A 15,126-nucleotide genomic window follows, 5' to 3' on the forward strand; every position below is an offset into this window, starting at 1 on the left:
GAAGTTGCGGATGCTCATGCCGCGCTCGCGGGCTACGTCCTCGAAACGAAACTTCTCGGCGAAATGCTCTTCGAGCCATTGCTGGATGTGCAGGATCGGCACGTCTCGGTGCAGCTTCTGGCCACCGAAGCCAATGCGTCCAGGGGTATAGCTGCGCTGCACTTCGTACAGGGTATCGCGCGACACCGCCTGGGCTACATGGGCGCCACAGAACCGCTCGATCAGGTGAATGTACAGGTCGCAGGCCGACACCGGCCCGCCGGCACAGAAGAGGTTGTCCGCGTCGGTTAGGTGCTTGTCCTGATTGAGGCGAACGCCGGGAAAGCGTTGCTTGAATTCCTCGAAGAAACGCCAGTAGGTGGTCGCTTCCTTGCCGTCCAGCAGGCCGCTGGCAGCCAGCCAGAACACGCCGCTGGCCTCACCGCACAGGACCGCGCCGCGGCCGTGTTGGGCGCACAGCCAGGGCAGCACCTGCGGGTAGCGCGCCGCAGCACTGTCGAAGTCGCCCCAGCAGGCGGGCAGGATGATCAGGTCGGCGTCTTCCAGACCACCGTCCACCGGCAGCATGACCTCGCTGAAGCTGCGCACCGGCAGCCCGTCCGGGCTGACCAGGCGGGTCTCGAAGAGCGCATGGCGGTCCAGGCCCAGCTGCTTGCCGTAGCGCAGGCTGGCCATGTGGAAGAAGTCCTTGGCCTGCATCAGGGTCGAGGCCATGACCTGATCGGTGGCCAGAATGCAGACGCGCCGCAGCGCAGGCGTGTGGGGCGTGAAGATCATGATTTTATTCTTGTGGGGTGAAAGCGGTCAGGATATGGCCGAAGTGCCGCTGGATTCAAGCGAGGTCGCGAAGGGGCAGGGTATTGATCCCTTTGCGGCCGCTGACCGCTCCTACGAAAGATGTTCAGGTCCCTGTAGGAGCGGCCAGTGGCCGCGAAGAGGCCATCAGCAACAGCAGCAATCGAAAGTCACGGCGCCGGATTCGGCTGCGCCTTGTGGATCGCCTCGATACCCGCCAGCACCTCTTCGGACAGTTGCAGATCGATGCTCGCCAGGTTGCTGTCCAGTTGTTCCAGCGAGGTCGCGCCGATGATGTTGCTGGTCACGAACGGCTGCGCGGTCACGAAGGCCAGGGCCATCTGCGCCGGGTCCAGACCGTGTTCGCGGGCCAGCGCCACGTAGCGGCTGGTGGCAGCGATGGCCTGGTCGTTGGCGTAGCGGGTGAAACGGCTGAACAGGGCCAGACGGCTACCGGCCGGACGTGCGCCGTTCTCGAACTTGCCCGAGAGCATGCCGAACGCCAGGGGCGAGTAGGCCAGCAGCCCGCATTGCTCGCGGATCGCCACTTCGGCCAGGCCGACCTCGAAGGTGCGGTTGAGCAGGTTGTACGGGTTCTGGATGGACACCGGGCGGGGCAGGTTGCCGCTGTCGGCCAGACCCAGGAACTTCATCGTGCCCCACGGCGTTTCGTTGGACAGCCCGACATGCCGGATCTTGCCGGCCTTGACCTGTTCGTCGAGCACCTGCAGGGTTTCCTGCAACGGTGTGTCGAGGTGGTCCTGGGTGTGCTGATAGCCCAGCTTGCCGAAGAAGTTGGTGCTGCGTTCCGGCCAGTGCAACTGATAGAGGTCGATCCAGTCGGTCTGCAACCGCTGCAGGCTGGCATCCAGGGCCGCGACGATGTGCTCGCGGTTGAATTTAAGCTGGCCATCGCGGATATGGCTGATGCCGTTGCCGGGGCCGGCGATCTTGCTCGCCAGGATCCAGTCGGCGCGGTCGCCCTGGCGCTTGAACCAGTTGCCGATCACCCGCTCGGTGGCGGCATAGGTTTCCGGACGCGGTGGCACGGGGTACATTTCCGCCGTGTCGAGGAAATTGATGCCGGCCGCCTTGGCCCTTTCTATCTGCGCGAAGCCTTGCTCCTCGGTGTTCTGCTCGCCCCAGGTCATGGTGCCCAGGCACAGCGCGCTCACGTTCAGATCGGTACGTCCCAGCTTGCGATAGTGCATCGGTGACTCCTCTTGGCAAAGGAATCATAAAAGCAGGTTGATATTTTTTTCGCAATCTGGATAATTCGGCCCCTCTCTGTGAAGTGGAAGTGATGCCCCCCTCCCGGAAGAATTTTGCCGTGTATGTGACGCGAAGACCCGAGCCCCCCAAAAGTGTCCCGTGCCCGGCTGCCTTTGACTTGTCAAAGTAAGCACTATTCAGTAAGATCCGCCGTCTCTTTTTGCTGGGCGGCCCCTGAGGCTATAAAGAATGAAAACTTTTACTGCTAAACCGGAAACAGTAAAGCGCGACTGGTTCGTCGTTGATGCTGCTGGTCAGACCCTGGGTCGTCTGGCTACAGAAATCGCGAGCCGTCTGCGTGGCAAGCACAAGCCTGAGTACACTCCTCACGTTGACACCGGCGACTACATTGTCGTCATCAACGCCGAGCAGGTGCGTGTCACTGGTGCCAAAACCACTGACAAGATCTACTACTCCCACTCCGGTTTCCCGGGCGGTATCAAGTCGATCAACTTCGAAAAGCTGATCGCCAAGGCGCCAGAGCGCGTGCTCGAGACCGCGGTTAAGGGCATGCTGCCCAAGAACCCGCTGGGTCGCGACATGTACCGTAAGCTGAAAGTCTATGCGGGCGCTGCTCACCCTCATACTGCTCAGCAGCCCCAAGAACTGAAGTTTTAACGGAATAGTTCATTATGTCGGCGACTCAAAATTACGGCACTGGCCGTCGCAAGACCGCAACCGCTCGCGTTTTCCTGCGTCCGGGCACCGGTAACATCTCCATCAACAATCGCACTCTGGACACCTTCTTCGGTCGTGAAACTGCCCGCATGGTAGTTCGCCAGCCGCTGGAGCTGACCGAGAACACCGAGAAGTTCGACATCTACGTCACCGTCATCGGTGGTGGTGTCAGCGGTCAGGCCGGTGCGATCCGTCACGGTATCACCCGTGCACTGATGGACTACGACGAAGCACTGCGTCCGGCCCTGCGTAAAGCAGGCTTCGTGACTCGCGATGCTCGTGAAGTTGAACGTAAGAAAGTCGGTCTGCGTAAAGCGCGTAAGCGTCCGCAGTACTCGAAGCGTTAATTCGCGTCTTCGTTCCAGAAAAAACCCGGTTCTCGCGAGCCGGGTTTTTTTTCGCCCGTCATCCGTGAGAGGCGCTGGTACACTGCGCGCTGGACAATGCAGATGCCTGTTGCAGCAGGCTAAGGTAGAGGATGGCGGACGAGCAGAGCGGGGTGTGTGACATCGACCAGGGTCGCCGTCGCTTTCTGGTCAGAACCACGGCGCTGGTAGGCGCTGCCGGTGCGGTCGGCGCAACGGTGCCGTTCGTGGCTTCATGGCAACCCAGCGCCAAAGCTCGCGCCGCCGCTGCGCCGGTCAAGGTCAACATTGCCAAGATCGAGCCCGGGCAGCAGATGGTCGCTCGCTGGCGCGGCCAACCCGTTTTCATCTGCCGACGCACGCCGCAGGTACTCGACAATCTTGCCCACGACATCGACCATCTGGCCGATCCCGAATCGCGCGACTCGGACCAGCCAACGTATGTCGACGCCGCATTGCGCGCCATCCGGCCCGAGGTGCTGGTGGTGGTCGGCATCTGTACGCACCTGGGTTGCTCGCCCACCTTCCGGCCCGAGGTTGCGCCAGCCGACCTGGGGCCCGACTGGCAGGGCGGGTATTTCTGCCCCTGTCATGGCTCGCACTACGATCTGGCCGGGCGTGTCTACAAGGCGCAGCCCGCACCCTTGAACCTCGCCGTGCCACCGCATTACTACGAAAGCGCCGATGTGCTCGTGCTGGGTATCGATGGGGAGCGTGCCTGATGCAAGGCCTGTTGCAGTGGATCGAAGCGCGCCTACCGGTGGGCAGGGTGTGGCGCGACCATCTGAGCCAGTACTACGTCCCGAAGAATCTGAATGTTTTCTACATTTTCGGATCTCTGGCGCTGCTGATGCTGTTCAATCAGTTGCTCACCGGCATCTGGCTGACCATGAACTACACGCCCACGGCCGAGGGGGCTTTCGCGTCCATCCAATACATCATGCGCGACGTCGAATATGGCTGGCTGCTGCGCTACCTGCATTCCACCGGCGCTTCGGCGTTCTTCATCGTGATCTACCTGCACATGTTCCGTAGCCTGCTGTATGGCTCCTATCAGAAACCGCGCGAGCTGGTGTGGGTGTTCGGCATGTCGATCTATCTGCTGCTGATGGCGGAGGCCTTCATGGGGTATCTGCTGCCGTGGGGACAGATGTCGTACTGGGGGGCGCAGGTGATCATCTCGCTGTTCGGTGCCATCCCTATCGTAGGCGCGGATCTGGCCCAGTGGATTCGCGGTGACTACCTGGTCTCGGGCGTGACCTTGAACCGCTTCTTCGCCTTGCATGTGGTGGCCTTGCCACTGCTGATCGTGGCGCTGGTGGTGCTGCACATTCTGGCGCTGCACGAGGTGGGCTCGAACAACCCCGACGGCATCGACATCAGGCGCCTGCGCGATGCGGACGGCAAACCGCTGGACGGCATTGCCTTTCATCCCTACTACACGGTCAAGGATCTGCTCGGGGTGGCGGTATTTCTGTTCGTGTTCAGTGCCGTGGTGTTCTTCTTTCCGCAGATGGGCGGGTACTTTCTGGAACCGGCCAATTTCGAGCCCGCGAACGTGCTCAAGACGCCAGAGCACATCGCGCCGGCCTGGTATTTCACTCCGTTCTACGCGATTCTGCGCGCCGTGCCCGACAAGCTCATGGGGGTGTGCGCCATGGGCCTGGCGATCGCCATTGTGTTCGTGCTGCCCTGGCTGGACCGCAGCCCGGTGAAGTCGATGCGCTACAAGGGATGGCTCAGCCGCACTGCGCTGGCGCTGTTCTGCATGGCGTTCGTGGCGCTGGGCTACCTGGGCATGCAACCGGCCACAGCCGCCACGACCTGGGCGGCACGGGTGTGCATGGTGCTGTACTTCGGCTATTTCCTGGCGATGCCGCTGTACACACGTCGGGAAATCACCCGGCCGGTGCCCGATCGGATTCCAAGCCGATGAGAGCGCTGATTGCGTTTGTGCTGCTGTTGTTGTCGCCGCTGACGGTCCTTGCGGCACCCGTCGCCTCTGGCGTGCAACCTAGGGTGATCGACGTGACCGACAAGGCTGCTTTGCGCGACGGTGCGAACACCTTTGTCGGCTATTGCATGGGCTGCCATGGCACGCAATTTCAGCGGTACCAGACGGTGGCCGACGATTTGGGCATACCCTATGAACAGATGTTGCAGACCTTGGCGCCAGCAGGGGCGAGTATTGCCGACCCCATGCAGACACGTTTGCTGCCGGACGATGCCAAGGCATGGTTCGGCGCCGAGGTCCCCGACCTGACCCTGATCGCCCGGGTCAGGGGCAGTGAGTGGCTGTACGCCTACCTGCACGGCTTCTACGCCGACCCGGCGCGGCCCTGGGGTGTGAACAATACCGTCTACCCCAACGTCGGCATGCCCAATGTGCTGGAAAGCCTGCAGGGCCGTCAGGTACTCGACTGTGCCGAGCCGACGGCGCAGCCGTGCACGCGTCTGCGCGTCACACCCGGTACCGGTAGCCTCGACGCTCGGCAATTCGACGACAAGGTCAGGAACCTGGTGGCGTTTCTGGCCTACTCGGCCGACCCGGTACAGACCAAAAGCCGGCAGATTGGCCTGTACGTATTGCTGTACCTGGCGCTGCTGATCCTCCTCGCTTACTTGCTGAAACGCGAATACTGGAAGGACGTGGGTTGAAAGTGCGGTAAACTTCGCGGCTTGCTTGCGCCCCCTGCCGGTGGCGCTCGTTTTTGCATTCATACTCTATACGCGAGGAGGACCGCCATGGGCGTGACCAATCGGTTGGCCTGTTACTCCGACCCCGCCGACCACTATTCTCATCGGGTGCGCATCGTTCTCGCCGAGAAAGGCGTCAGCGCAGAGATCATCAACGTGGAAGGCGGTCGCCTGCCACCCCGGCTGATCGAAGTGAACCCCTACGGCAGCACGCCGACGCTGGTCGACCGGGACCTGGCCCTGTTCGAATCGACCGTGGTGATGGAATACCTCGACGAACGCTATCCGCACCCGCCGCTGCTGCCGGTGTATCCGGTAGCGCGCGCCAACAGCCGGCTGCTGATCCACCGCATCCAGCGGGATTGGTGCGGCCTGGCCGACCTGATCCTGGATCCGCGCAGCAAGGAAGCCGCCCGTGTTCAGGCGCGCAAGGAGCTGCGCGAAAGCCTCACCGGCGTGTCGGCCCTGTTCGCTGACAAGCCCTGCTTCCTCAGTGAGGAGCAAAGTCTGGTCGACTGCTGTCTACTGCCGATACTCTGGCGCTTGCCGATCATGGGTATCGAACTGCCGCGGCCCGCCAAGCCGCTGCTCGACTATATGGAACGTCAGTTCGCGCGGGAGGCCTTCAAGGCCAGCCTGTCTGCCGCTGAACGTGAAATGCGCTAGGTTTTGAGGAGCCGTTGATGAACTCCAGTCGTCCCTATCTGATCCGCGCGCTGTACGAGTGGATCGTCGACAATGACTGCACCCCCCACATGCTGGTCAATGCCGAGTACCCCTCGGTTCGGGTCCCGCAAGGTTTTGCCAGCGATGGCCAGATCGTATTGAACGTGTCGCCCAGCGCCGTACGCAATCTGCATATGGATAACGAAGCGGTCAGTTTCGACGGTCGCTTCGGCGGCGTATCGCACACGCTGTTCGTGCCTACGGGCGCCATTCTCGGCATCTATGCTCGCGAGAACGGTCAGGGCATGGTCTTCGACCTGGAGTCGCCAGAGTTGGACGAGGAGGACGCCGAGTTCGAGGACATCGTCGAATCCGACGACGATGCCCCGCCACCGGGCAGCCCACCGCCACGGCCTTCCGGGCGTCCGAGCCTGAAAGTGGTGAAATGAAAAAAGGCGATCCGCAAGGATCGCCTTTTTTGTTGCGCTCGTACTGCCCAGGAAGGGCGGCGTCGACAGTCAGTCGATGTACTCGAACAATTTCACGATTTTCTGCACCCCGGAAACGCCTTGGACCAGGTTGGTGGCCCGGGTAGCCTCGGCCTGGGTCAGCAGACCCAGCAGGTAGACGATGCCGTTCTCGGTGACCACTTTGATGCGCGAGCCTGGGATGGCGCTGTCGGCCAGCATCTGGGTCTTGATCTTGGTGGTCAGCCAGGCATCGTTGTTGCGCGCCAGCAGCGAAGACGGCGCCAGCACCTGGATTTCGTTGTGGACTTTCTTGACCCGCTGAACTTCACTGGCCGCCTGCTCGGCGAGGGTCTTGAGCTCGGCGCGCGGGGTCTGGCCGGCGAGAAGGACCACGCCGTTGTAGCTGGTCACGACGATGTGGGAATTCTTGTCCAGATCGACATTGGCCTTGGCGATATTCACCGACACCTTGGTTTCGATCAGCGAGTCGTCGATCTTGCTGCCCAGGGTGCGGGTACCGCGGTCATCGTCGATCGGGTTATCGCGGGTAGCAGTCAGGACCGAGCTGCAGCCGGTGACGCTCAAGGCCAGGCTCAGAGCCACTAGGGCAAGGCGGGTACGCTTCATTCTTCACTCCCGAACAGTTGGCTGTCGATCAAGTCGCAGAGGCAGTGGATCGCCAGCAGGTGAACTTCCTGAATGCGTGCCGTGACGTTGGCAGGCACGCGGATCTCGACGTCTTCAGGCAGCAGCAGGGAGGCCATGCCACCCCCGTCGCGGCCGGTCAGGGCAACCACCACCATGTCACGGTCGTGGGCGGCCTGGATGGCCTGGATGATGTTGGCCGAGTTGCCGCTGGTGGAGATGGCCAGCAACACGTCGCCGGGCTGTCCCAGCGCGCGGATCTGCTTGGAGAATACCTCGTTGTAGCTGTAGTCGTTGGCGATCGAGGTAATCGTCGAACTGTCGGTGGTCAGGGCGATGGCGGGCAGGCTGGGGCGTTCGCGTTCGAAGCGGTTGAGCAGCTCGGATGAGAAGTGCTGGGCATCGCCGGCCGAGCCGCCGTTGCCGCAGGAAAGCATCTTGCCGTCGCTGAGCAGGGCGCCGACCATGACCTGGCTGGCTTGTTCGATGTACGGTGCAAGGACTTCCATCGCCTGTTGCTTGGTATCGATACTGGCCTGGAAAAGCTGGCGAATTCGGGATTGCATGTCCATCAAGGTGACCTTAAGTAAAGCGGCTGGTCGGGCAAGACCGCAACGCGGCGGCGGTTCCCGGCACAACAAGAATGTGCAGCCCGCAAAGCAAAGAGCGAGAACGCGTGGCTGGGGTGTCAGGTATCAGCTGTCGAAGGCATTGCGTATCCAGTTCAGGCGCGTGGCCTGGGTACCGGTGCCTTCCAGGGCGATCACGTCGAAACGGCACGGGTGCTGGGCCCAGCGTGTTTCCCTGAGGAGGAAATACTGCGCGGCCAACACCAGCTTTTCGCGCTTGCGGGCATCGATACTGGCCAATGCTCCACCCCATTGTGCGTGCAGGCGATAGCGGACTTCGATGAATACTACTGTATCGCCCTCTAGCATGACCAGATCAAGCTCGCCTCGTTTGCACAGCCAGTTCTGCGCCAGCAGCTCCAGGCCCTGTGCGCACAAGTGCTCCAGGGCCTGCTGCTCGGCCTCGCGACCCGCCTTCTGGCGAGGGCTCAGCGACATTACGGCGTGGTGTTGGGCAGGCGCTGGACTTGGCCACCGACGAACTGCGCCCAGGGCAGTTGGCGTTCGATGCGTTGGTTGGCGCCCATGCCCAGGTTGCCGGACAAGCCTTCGACGCGGCTGTCAGGCAAGGCCTTGAGCTGGCCCAGACGGGCGGCCAGGGTGTAGGCGTCCACGCCCATGGCGTACAGCCGGCCCATGCTGCCGTTGGCCTGTGGCCACTGCCGAGTGACCTGCTGGCGCAGTGGATTGCTGGCGTCGAGCAACCAGGGCGTTTCGCAGAAGCGAATGCCGGTCATGTCGTTGTACTGAGCCTGGTCGCCACTGGCGCTGAACACGTGCGAAGTGGCGTAGACCGGAAGATCACCGGCGTACTGGAAGTTCAGGGTCGGCTTGATCTGCTGCGCCTGCTGAGGTGTAGCGGCCAGGAAGATGAAATCAATGTCCTGACGCCGCGAGCCCTGGGCGCCGCTGCTGCTCTGCAGCCCGCCGCCGGCGTTGCGCACATTGAGCATGTCGGCAATCTGCTGCGCCAGTTGCACCGGTTGGTCGACGCGTTCGGCTGCGATCAAGGTGCCGCCGTTGGCTTCCCAGTCCTGGCGGAATGCGTTGAGCACGCGGTCACCCCAGTCACCTTTGGGAATCATCGCGGCGGCGCTGTGCAAGCCGTCGGCGCGAGCACGGCGCGACACTTCGCGCGCTTCGTCTTCGGCGGCCAGACCGAACTGGAACAGCTGGGGCGGCCCCATCTGGTTGGTGTCGCTGTAGTTCAGTGCCAGGGTCGGAAGGGGCAATTGCGCACGTGCGGCCAGCTGTTTGACCAGTGGCTTTTCCAGCGGGCCGATCACCAGTTGCACGCCTTGGGCCTGAGCCTGGCGGTAGAAATCGTCGAGCGAAGTCAGGCGCGAACTGTCGATCACGTCGATCACCGGCGGCTTCTGACCGGCTTGCTGGGCCTGATAGTAGGCCGCCATGAAGCCTTCGCGCAGGGCGCGAGCCACGCCTGCAAGCTGCCCATCCTGCGGCAGCAGCAGGGCGATGCGAGTCAGGGGCTGGCTGGCCAGGGCCTTGAGTTTGACCAAAGGCGCAGGTAGCTGTCGCGCGGCCGGATGGGCGGCGTGTTGGGCTACCCAGGTATCGATGGCTGCTTGCTGCTGTTCCAGGGTGCCGGCGGATTTGACTGCCAGGGCCAGGCTCAACCAGCCGGCGAAGTCGTCGGTGCCTTGATTCTGTAGTTGCTCGACGGGCAGCGAGCCCACCAAGGCCCAGATGGCCTCATGGTTCTGGGCGGCGGCGTCACCGCTGAGCAGGGGCGCGATGAACACCCGCTCGCGTGCGGCAGCCAGGATCTGGCCATCGGCTTCCAGTGCGCGAGCACGAACCAGGTGGGTACGCACCTGCTGGTCGGCGGGCAACTCGCCCAGGCGCTGCAGGCTTGGATGATCGAGCGCGGCCAGCGCGGCCTTGGCGTCATTGCGCGTCAGTGCCAGCTCCGCGTTCAAGGTGCTGGCCAGTATCTGCAGGCCCGGCTTGAGCAGTTCGATGCGCACCTGCTGCAGGATCTGGGTAGCGCGAGCCGAGTCGCCCTGGCGAGCGGCCTGATCCGCCGCGCTCAGGCGCAGGACCGCCGCCTCTTCCGGCGACTTGCTGGCGCTGGCGCGTTCGAGCAACTGTTCCACGGTGGCGTCCGGTGTGCGGGGCAGCTCACCGAGATTGGATGAAGGCGAACTGGCGCACGCAGCCAGCAAGGCGGCGAGGCATAGGGCAGATAGAAGCCGCAGGCAGGCTGTCATGGATATCTTCCTGATTTACTCGATCAATAGACGGGCAAGTGTACCCAAGCATCGGCCAGGGTGCGACGAAGAAGGCTAGTCCGTCCTTATATAGGACGAGCAAATGTTTCACGTCGACTGCGCCGGATCGCTGGGCAAGCACTGGGTGGCGTAGAGCCTGTACAATGCGGGTTTGGCCGAACGACAAGGTGTGTGCTGTGACTGCTTCAAGCGCTTCTAATTCCACCCCGGGCACACTTTATGTAGTGGCCACGCCCATCGGCAATCTGGACGACATGAGCGCACGTGCGCTGAAGATCCTGGGCGAGGTGGCGCTGATTGCAGCCGAGGACACACGTCATTCGGTGCGCCTGATGCAGCACTTCGGATTGAATACGCCGCTGGCCGCCTGCCACGAACACAACGAGCGCGACGAGGGCAGCCGTTTCATCCAGCGATTGCTGGCTGGCGATGACGTGGCGCTGATTTCCGATGCGGGTACGCCGCTGATTTCCGATCCCGGTTATCACCTGGTGCGTCAGGCGCGTGCCGCGGGTGTGCAAGTGGTGCCGGTGCCCGGTCCCTGCGCGCTGATCGCAGCCCTGTCGGCTGCAGGATTGCCATCGGACCGTTTCATCTTCGAAGGTTTTCTGCCCGCCAAGACCGCCGGTCGCTGCGCGCGCCTTGAGCAGGTGAGGGAGGAGCCGCGCACTTTGATCTTCTACGAAGCGCCCCATCGCATACTCGAATGCCTGCAGGACATGGAAAAGGTCTTCGGCGGTGAGCGTCCGGCATTGCTGGCGCGCGAACTGACGAAAACCTTCGAAACCCTCAAGGGTTTGCCGCTGGCAGAGCTGCTTGCATTCGTGGAAGCCGACAGCAATCAGCAGCGGGGCGAGTGCGTGGTATTGGTGGCAGGCTGGACCGCGCCGGTCAGTGATGAGGCGGTCAGCACTGAGGTCATGCGCATTCTGGATGTGCTGCTGGCGGAAATGCCGCTCAAGCGCGCCGCTGCCGTGGCGGCAGAGATCACTGGCGTGCGCAAGAATCTGCTCTATCAAGTGGCGCTGGAAAAGCAGAAGACGTGATTCCGGCCCAGGTATGACCCGATCGGTGCGATTAAAGCTTGTCCTGGCCGGTGCATGTCGTTAACCTGCGCGCCGGAGAGTCGATCGGACAGTCGCTGCCCGTTTTTGTTCCGCAACTCGTTGCTGGGCAAGCGGGGGGAGGAAAGTCCGGGCTCCATAGGGCNNGAGCCTACGGAAAGTGCCACAGAAAATAACCGCCTAAGCGCGCAAGCGCCGGTAAGGGTGAAAAGGTGCGGTAAGAGCGCACCGCACGTCTGGCAACAGTTCGTGGCTAGGTAAACCCCACTCGGAGCAAGACCAAATAGGGTTCCATATGGCGCGGCCCGCGTTGGAACCGGGTAGGTTGCTAGAGGTGTCCAGCGATGGCCATCGTAGAGGAATGACTGTCCTCGACAAAACCCGGCTTACAGATCGACTCTCCACCTTTTACTTCGCGTACTGCTGTATTCCCCGCAAAAAAAGGCAACCAAATCCCCTCCGGTAATGTCGAAAAATTCTTAGTCTTGAGACTCTACTTTAAGTTCAAGACGCAGATGCTTGAACTCTAACGGCTTTATCCCTCCCTCGCGTGTCTCAAATACCGCTTTCCCTTCCTTTTGTGTTCTAAATCTCCGATCTATAAGGCTTTTCCCTACAGACGCGCCTTGACGGTGTGGTAGGGGGGTTCCTATAGTGTGCGCGAGTGGCGGGAAGTGGCGAAAAGTGGGTTTTTCGAGCTTAAAAATCTGAGTTCAGGGGAAACGCGACGTGTTTCGTGGAGCTAATCCGATCAACCTCGATGCCAAGGGACGGCTCGCCATGCCGAGTCGGTATCGTGACGAGTTGGATTCCAAATGCTCCGGTCAGCTGATCATCACGGTCGATACCGTCGACCCTTGCCTGTGTGTCTATCCACTGGATGAATGGGAACTCATCGAGGCCAAGCTGCGGGCCTTGCCATCGTTGGTGGAAAGCAACCGCCGTCTGCAACGCCTGCTCATCGGCAATGCCGTCGACCTCGAACTCGATGGCAGTGGACGTTTTCTGGTGCCCCCGCGTCTTCGCGAGTACGCCCGGCTGGACAAGCACGCGATGCTGGTCGGCCAACTGAACAAGTTTCAATTGTGGGACGAGGGTGCGTGGAATGCCGTAAGTGCGGCAGACCTTGCAGCTATACAACAACCGGGCGCCATGCCCGAAGAATTGCGTGATTTGATCTTGTGACTATTGATAGCGGCTTCAATCACATCACCGTGCTGCTCGACGAAGCTGTCGAGGCTCTGGCCGTGCGCGACGATGGTTGCTATCTGGACGGCACTTTCGGCCGGGGTGGCCACAGCCGCCTGATCCTGCAGCACCTGGGGCCCGATGGCCGCTTGTTGGGGTTCGACAAGGACCCTCAAGCGATTGCCACCGGGCAAGCGCTGGCGGCCGAAGACGGCCGCTTTGTCATTGTACAGCGCAGCTTTGCCGAGCTCGGTGCCGAAGTGCGCGAGCGCGGCATGCATGGCAAGGTCAGCGGCATCCTGCTCGACCTGGGCGTTTCCTCGCCGCAACTCGACGATGCCGAGCGCGGCTTTAGTTTCCTTCACGACGGCCCGTTGGACATGCGCATGGACCCGACACGGGGTGTAAGTGCGGCGCAGTTCATCGCGACCGCCGCCGAGGAGGAAATCGCCCGCGTGTTCAAGGAATACGGCGAAGAGCGGTTCGCTCGTCGCATGGCCCGTGCGGTAGTGGAGCGCCGCGAAGTGCAGCCGTTCGAGCGCACCGCCGACCTGGCCGAAGTGCTCAAGGTCGCCAACCCGGCGTGGGAGAAGGGCAAGAACCCTGCAACTCGCGCGTTCCAGGGACTGCGTATCCACGTCAACAATGAGCTGGCCGACCTCGAGGCGGGCCTGGAGGCTGCCCTTGATGCTCTGGAAATCGGTGGTCGCCTGGTGGTGATCAGCTTCCATTCCCTGGAAGACCGCATCGTCAAACTGTTCATGCGCAAGCTCACCAAGGGCGAAGCCGACAACCTGCCGCGCAACCTGCCGGTGCGGTTCGAAGCCTTCGTGCCCAAGGTCAAGCTGCATGGCAAGGCGCAATTCGCTTCCGAAGCCGAGCTCAAGGCCAACCCGCGCTCGCGCAGTGCCGTCATGCGTGTCGCGGAGAAGCTGCGATGAGCAAGCTGCTCAACAAGCCGCTACCGGGCGGCAGTTTCCTCATGCTGCTGCTGTTCGTCGCCGTGCTGGTGTCGGCCATTGGCGTTTCCTATAGCGCGCACATCAATCGGCAACTGCTCAACACGCTTTACGGCGAGCTGAGCGAGCGCGACAAGGCGCAGGCCGAATGGGGTCGTCTGATCCTGGAACAAAGCACCTGGACCGCACACAGCCGTATCGAATCCCTGGCCACCGAACAGTTGAAGATGCGCATCCCGGATGCCACTGAAATTCGCATGGTGTCGCCATGATGAAGCTCGACGGGGCACTGTTCCCGTGGCGGTTCCGCCTGATGGTCGGCCTGCTCCTGCTGCTGGTCGGCGGCATCGTTGCGCAGATCGTCTACCTGCAGGTGATCAATCGTGACTTCCTGATCGGTCAGGGCGACGCGCGCAGCATGCGGCACATCCCCATTCCCGCGCACCGCGGCCTGATCACCGACCGTAATGGCGAGCCTCTGGCCGTGAGTACGCCGGTGACCACCCTGTGGGCCAACCCCAAGGAAATGCAGCTGGCCAAGGACAAGTGGCCTGCGCTCGCACGCGCGCTCGGGCAAGACCCCAAGGCTCTGGCCGAGCGTCTGGAAGCTCAGGCGAGCAAGGAATTCATCTACCTGGTCCGCGGCCTGACCCCCGAACAAGGCGCGTCGGTACTCGACCTGAAAACCCCCGGTGTCTACGGCATCGAGGAATTCCGTCGTTTCTACCCGGCGGGCGACGTGACCGCGCACATGGTCGGCTTCACCGACCTCGACGATCACGGCCGTGAAGGCGTCGAGCTGGCCTATGACGAGTGGCTCGCCGGCGTACCCGGCAAGCGTCAGGTCATCAAGGACCGCCGTGGTCGGCTGATCAAGGACGTACAGGTCACCAAGAACGCCAAGGCCGGCAAGACCTTGGCGTTGTCCATCGACCTGCGTCTGCAGTATCTGGCCAGCCGCGAGCTGCGCAACGCTATCACCGAGAACGAAGCCAAGGCCGGCAGCATGGTCATCATGGACGTGAAAACCGGTGAAGTGCTGGCCATGGTCAACCAGCCGACCTACAACCCCAACAACCGCCGCACCATGCTGCCGGCGGCCATGCGTAACCGTGCGATCATCGACGTGTTCGAGCCGGGCTCAACCATGAAGCCGATCTCCATGAGCGCGGCATTGGAAACCGGTCGCTGGAAACCCAGCGACAAGGTCGACGTGTACCCAGGCACGCTGCAGATCGGTCGCTACACCATCAAGGACGTGACCAAGACCGAAGGTCCGGTGCTTGACCTGACCGGGATTCTGATCAACTCCAGTAACGTGGGCATGAGCAAGGTGGCCTTCGACATTGGCGGCGAGAGCATCTATCGCGTCATGTCCGCGGTCGGCCTGGGTCAGTACACCGGCCTGGGCTTCCCGGGCGAGCGCGTCGGCAACCTGCCCAACCA

At 62.1% G+C, this 15,126-nt stretch carries 18 protein-coding genes and 1 other RNA gene; 13 read left to right on the forward strand and 6 right to left on the reverse strand.

The features are described from left to right. Both B2V21_RS13865 and B2V21_RS13870 read right to left on the reverse strand, forming a co-directional pair. On the reverse strand, nucleotides 1-777 hold a 777-nt coding region (locus tag B2V21_RS13865), incomplete at its 3' end, for a GlxA family transcriptional regulator (protein ID WP_286917148.1). Nucleotides 778-965: 188 nt separating this feature from the next. Further along, nucleotides 966-2,006: an NADP(H)-dependent aldo-keto reductase gene (locus B2V21_RS13870; RefSeq protein WP_090356510.1), complete on the reverse strand. Its 1,041-nt coding sequence runs from the start codon at nucleotides 2,004-2,006 to the stop codon at nucleotides 966-968. Between the two features lie 250 nt (nucleotides 2,007-2,256). Between B2V21_RS13870 and rplM the strand changes: the two genes are divergently transcribed. The 7 genes from rplM to B2V21_RS13905 all read left to right on the forward strand — a co-directional run bounded on the left by rplM (nucleotide 2,257) and on the right by B2V21_RS13905 (nucleotide 6,922). Next, nucleotides 2,257-2,685, forward strand: a complete 429-nt coding sequence (gene rplM / locus B2V21_RS13875) for a 50S ribosomal protein L13 (RefSeq protein WP_043186791.1) — start codon at nucleotides 2,257-2,259, stop codon at nucleotides 2,683-2,685. A gap of 14 nt (nucleotides 2,686-2,699) precedes the next feature. Then, the gene (gene rpsI / locus B2V21_RS13880; RefSeq protein WP_049860604.1) at nucleotides 2,700-3,092 is read left to right on the forward strand and encodes a 30S ribosomal protein S9; all 393 of its coding nucleotides are present in this window, start codon (nucleotides 2,700-2,702) and stop codon (nucleotides 3,090-3,092) included. Between the two features lie 131 nt (nucleotides 3,093-3,223). Then, nucleotides 3,224-3,832: a ubiquinol-cytochrome c reductase iron-sulfur subunit gene (petA, locus tag B2V21_RS13885; protein WP_134722536.1), complete on the forward strand. Its 609-nt coding sequence runs from the start codon at nucleotides 3,224-3,226 to the stop codon at nucleotides 3,830-3,832. Then, on the forward strand, nucleotides 3,832-5,046 hold the full coding sequence (locus B2V21_RS13890) for a cytochrome b (RefSeq protein WP_286917149.1): 1,215 nt from the start codon (nucleotides 3,832-3,834) through the stop codon (nucleotides 5,044-5,046). Before petA ends, B2V21_RS13890 begins: the two co-directional genes overlap by 1 nt. Beyond that, nucleotides 5,043-5,768: a cytochrome c1 gene (locus B2V21_RS13895; protein WP_286917150.1), complete on the forward strand. Its 726-nt coding sequence runs from the start codon at nucleotides 5,043-5,045 to the stop codon at nucleotides 5,766-5,768. The genes B2V21_RS13890 and B2V21_RS13895 overlap by 4 nt, the downstream gene beginning before the upstream one ends. Nucleotides 5,769-5,855: 87 nt before the next feature. Then, nucleotides 5,856-6,473: a glutathione S-transferase N-terminal domain-containing protein gene (locus B2V21_RS13900; protein ID WP_043186799.1), complete on the forward strand. Its 618-nt coding sequence runs from the start codon at nucleotides 5,856-5,858 to the stop codon at nucleotides 6,471-6,473. Nucleotides 6,474-6,490: 17 nt separating this feature from the next. Next, entirely contained in the window at nucleotides 6,491-6,922 is a 432-nt protein-coding gene (locus B2V21_RS13905; RefSeq protein WP_122741476.1) for a ClpXP protease specificity-enhancing factor, read from the forward strand. Between the two features lie 69 nt (nucleotides 6,923-6,991). On the opposite strand, the gene B2V21_RS13910 is transcribed toward B2V21_RS13905, so the two are convergent. From B2V21_RS13910 to B2V21_RS13925, 4 genes are all read right to left on the reverse strand, one after another. Beyond that, nucleotides 6,992-7,570 (reverse strand): BON domain-containing protein, encoded by a 579-nt coding sequence (locus B2V21_RS13910; RefSeq protein ID WP_286917151.1) that lies wholly within the window; start codon nucleotides 7,568-7,570, stop codon nucleotides 6,992-6,994. Further along, the gene (locus B2V21_RS13915; protein WP_043186809.1) at nucleotides 7,567-8,160 is read right to left on the reverse strand and encodes a phosphoheptose isomerase; all 594 of its coding nucleotides are present in this window, start codon (nucleotides 8,158-8,160) and stop codon (nucleotides 7,567-7,569) included. The genes B2V21_RS13910 and B2V21_RS13915 overlap by 4 nt, the downstream gene beginning before the upstream one ends. 123 nt (nucleotides 8,161-8,283) lie before the next feature. Beyond that, nucleotides 8,284-8,655, reverse strand: a complete 372-nt coding sequence (locus B2V21_RS13920; RefSeq protein WP_049860611.1) for a YraN family protein — start codon at nucleotides 8,653-8,655, stop codon at nucleotides 8,284-8,286. After that, nucleotides 8,655-10,448: a penicillin-binding protein activator gene (locus B2V21_RS13925; RefSeq protein ID WP_286917152.1), complete on the reverse strand. Its 1,794-nt coding sequence runs from the start codon at nucleotides 10,446-10,448 to the stop codon at nucleotides 8,655-8,657. Before B2V21_RS13925 ends, B2V21_RS13920 begins: the two co-directional genes overlap by 1 nt. A gap of 164 nt (nucleotides 10,449-10,612) precedes the next feature. Between B2V21_RS13925 and rsmI the strand changes: the two genes are divergently transcribed. The 6 genes from rsmI to B2V21_RS13955 all read left to right on the forward strand — a co-directional run. Beyond that, nucleotides 10,613-11,515 carry a 16S rRNA (cytidine(1402)-2'-O)-methyltransferase gene (rsmI, locus tag B2V21_RS13930; RefSeq protein WP_286917153.1) on the forward strand — a complete coding sequence of 301 codons (903 nt, stop codon included), beginning with the start codon at nucleotides 10,613-10,615 and terminating at the stop codon, nucleotides 11,513-11,515. A gap of 76 nt (nucleotides 11,516-11,591) precedes the next feature. After that, nucleotides 11,592-11,938: RNase P RNA component class A (gene rnpB / locus B2V21_RS13935), an RNA gene on the forward strand. Between the two features lie 324 nt (nucleotides 11,939-12,262). Then, the gene (gene mraZ, locus B2V21_RS13940) at nucleotides 12,263-12,718 is read left to right on the forward strand and encodes a division/cell wall cluster transcriptional repressor MraZ (RefSeq protein ID WP_049860613.1); all 456 of its coding nucleotides are present in this window, start codon (nucleotides 12,263-12,265) and stop codon (nucleotides 12,716-12,718) included. Further along, nucleotides 12,715-13,662, forward strand: coding sequence for a 16S rRNA (cytosine(1402)-N(4))-methyltransferase RsmH (rsmH, locus tag B2V21_RS13945; RefSeq protein WP_167375909.1), 948 nt, complete (start codon nucleotides 12,715-12,717; stop codon nucleotides 13,660-13,662). Before mraZ ends, rsmH begins: the two co-directional genes overlap by 4 nt. Then, nucleotides 13,659-13,952: a cell division protein FtsL gene (ftsL, locus tag B2V21_RS13950; protein WP_049860615.1), complete on the forward strand. Its 294-nt coding sequence runs from the start codon at nucleotides 13,659-13,661 to the stop codon at nucleotides 13,950-13,952. The genes rsmH and ftsL overlap by 4 nt, the downstream gene beginning before the upstream one ends. Next, on the forward strand, nucleotides 13,952-15,126 hold a 1,175-nt coding region (locus tag B2V21_RS13955; RefSeq protein WP_286917154.1), incomplete at its 3' end, for a peptidoglycan D,D-transpeptidase FtsI family protein. The genes ftsL and B2V21_RS13955, both read left to right, overlap by 1 nt.

The organism is Pseudomonas sp. UBA6276 (assembly GCF_002438365.1).
GTDB classification, from domain to species: Bacteria; Pseudomonadota; Gammaproteobacteria; order Pseudomonadales; family Pseudomonadaceae; genus Aquipseudomonas; species Aquipseudomonas coleopterorum.

What these genes read in the sequence shown, in the direction of transcription:
- B2V21_RS13890 (WP_286917149.1), top strand. Translation starts at nt 3,832, where the DNA reads ATGCAAGGCCTGTTGCAGTGGATCGAAGCGCGCCTACCGGTGGGCAGG.
- petA (WP_134722536.1), top strand. Translation starts at nt 3,224, where the DNA reads ATGGCGGACGAGCAGAGCGGGGTGTGTGACATCGACCAGGGTCGCCGT.
- B2V21_RS13895 (WP_286917150.1), top strand. Translation starts at nt 5,043, where the DNA reads ATGAGAGCGCTGATTGCGTTTGTGCTGCTGTTGTTGTCGCCGCTGACG.
- B2V21_RS13910 (WP_286917151.1), bottom strand. Translation starts at nt 7,570, where the DNA reads ATGAAGCGTACCCGCCTTGCCCTAGTGGCTCTGAGCCTGGCCTTGAGC.
- rpsI (WP_049860604.1), top strand. Translation starts at nt 2,700, where the DNA reads ATGTCGGCGACTCAAAATTACGGCACTGGCCGTCGCAAGACCGCAACC.
- B2V21_RS13915 (WP_043186809.1), bottom strand. Translation starts at nt 8,160, where the DNA reads ATGGACATGCAATCCCGAATTCGCCAGCTTTTCCAGGCCAGTATCGAT.
- B2V21_RS13900 (WP_043186799.1), top strand. Translation starts at nt 5,856, where the DNA reads ATGGGCGTGACCAATCGGTTGGCCTGTTACTCCGACCCCGCCGACCAC.
- ftsL (WP_049860615.1), top strand. Translation starts at nt 13,659, where the DNA reads ATGAGCAAGCTGCTCAACAAGCCGCTACCGGGCGGCAGTTTCCTCATG.
- rplM (WP_043186791.1), top strand. Translation starts at nt 2,257, where the DNA reads ATGAAAACTTTTACTGCTAAACCGGAAACAGTAAAGCGCGACTGGTTC.
- B2V21_RS13905 (WP_122741476.1), top strand. Translation starts at nt 6,491, where the DNA reads ATGAACTCCAGTCGTCCCTATCTGATCCGCGCGCTGTACGAGTGGATC.
- B2V21_RS13925 (WP_286917152.1), bottom strand. Translation starts at nt 10,448, where the DNA reads ATGACAGCCTGCCTGCGGCTTCTATCTGCCCTATGCCTCGCCGCCTTG.
- B2V21_RS13870 (WP_090356510.1), bottom strand. Translation starts at nt 2,006, where the DNA reads ATGCACTATCGCAAGCTGGGACGTACCGATCTGAACGTGAGCGCGCTG.
- B2V21_RS13920 (WP_049860611.1), bottom strand. Translation starts at nt 8,655, where the DNA reads ATGTCGCTGAGCCCTCGCCAGAAGGCGGGTCGCGAGGCCGAGCAGCAG.
- rsmI (WP_286917153.1), top strand. Translation starts at nt 10,613, where the DNA reads ATGCGGGTTTGGCCGAACGACAAGGTGTGTGCTGTGACTGCTTCAAGC.